The sequence below is a fragment of the Streptosporangium sp. NPDC020145 genome, from assembly GCF_040631275.1.
In the GTDB taxonomy this organism is placed as follows: Bacteria; Actinomycetota; Actinomycetes; order Streptosporangiales; family Streptosporangiaceae; genus Streptosporangium.
Genome location: NZ_JBEXZT010000077.1, coordinates 1 through 1,098, shown reverse-complemented (window position 1 = coordinate 1,098; position 1,098 = coordinate 1). Strand labels below are relative to the sequence as shown.

1 pseudogene is annotated in these 1,098 nt (G+C 66.8%); it reads right to left on the bottom strand.

The features are described from left to right. Positions 1-1,098: pseudogene (locus ABZ463_RS41620) on the bottom strand (DNA-directed RNA polymerase subunit beta); the annotation flags it as partial.

The following is a 1,098-nucleotide window of genomic DNA, read 5'->3' as shown; positions in this document are numbered from 1 at the left end:
GAACTTCGCCACCCGGTAGGTGGTGCGGGTGCCGTCGTCGTTCATCACGGTGACGTAGTCGGCCGAGACCTCCTCGACCACCCCGGCCTTGTCCGCGGTGATCACGTCCCCGGCGTCCGTCGCGGCCCGGTACTCCATCCCGGTCCCGACCAGCGGCGCCTCGCTCTTCAGCAACGGCACCGACTGACGCTGCATGTTGGAACCCATGAGCGCCCGGTTGGCGTCGTCGTGCTCCAGGAACGGGATCATCGCGGTCGCCACCGACACCATCTGGCGTGCCGAGACGTCCATGTAACCGACCTCGTTCGCCCTCACGGACTCGAACTCGCCACCCTTACGGCGGACGAGGACGCGGTCCTCAAGGAACGTGCCATCGGCGGCGATCGGCGTGTTCGCCTGGGCGATGACGTAGCGGTCCTCCTCGTCGGCGGTGAGGTAGTGGACCTCTTCGGTCACCCTGCCGTCGACGACCTTGCGGTAGGGCGTCTCGACGAACCCGAAGGAGTTCACCCGGCCGAAGGAGGCGAGCGAGCCGATCAGACCGATGTTCGGGCCTTCCGGCGTCTCGATCGGGCACATCCGGCCGTAGTGGGACGGGTGAACGTCACGAACCTCGAAGCCCGCCCGCTCACGCGACAGACCACCGGGACCCAGCGCGGACAGACGCCGCTTGTGCGTCAGGCCCGCCAGGGGGTTGGTCTGGTCCATGAACTGCGACAGCTGGGAGGTCCCGAAGAACTCCTTGATCGACGCCACGACGGGACGGATGTTGATCAGGGTCTGCGGCGTGATCGCCTCGACGTCCTGCGTCGTCATCCGCTCCCGCACGACCCGCTCCATCCTGGCCAGGCCCAGCCGGACCTGGTTCTGGATGAGCTCGCCGACCGTGCGCAGGCGGCGGTTGCCGAAGTGGTCGATGTCGTCGGTCTCGACGACGATCTCGCCACCGGAACCCTGCATCGAGGTCTCGCCCGCGTGAAGCTTGACGATGTACTCGATGGTGGCGACGATGTCCTCTTCGGTCAGCGTGCCCTGGGTGATGTCGGCGTCGACGCCGAGCTTCTTGTTGATCTTGTAGCGGCCGACCTTGGCCAGGTC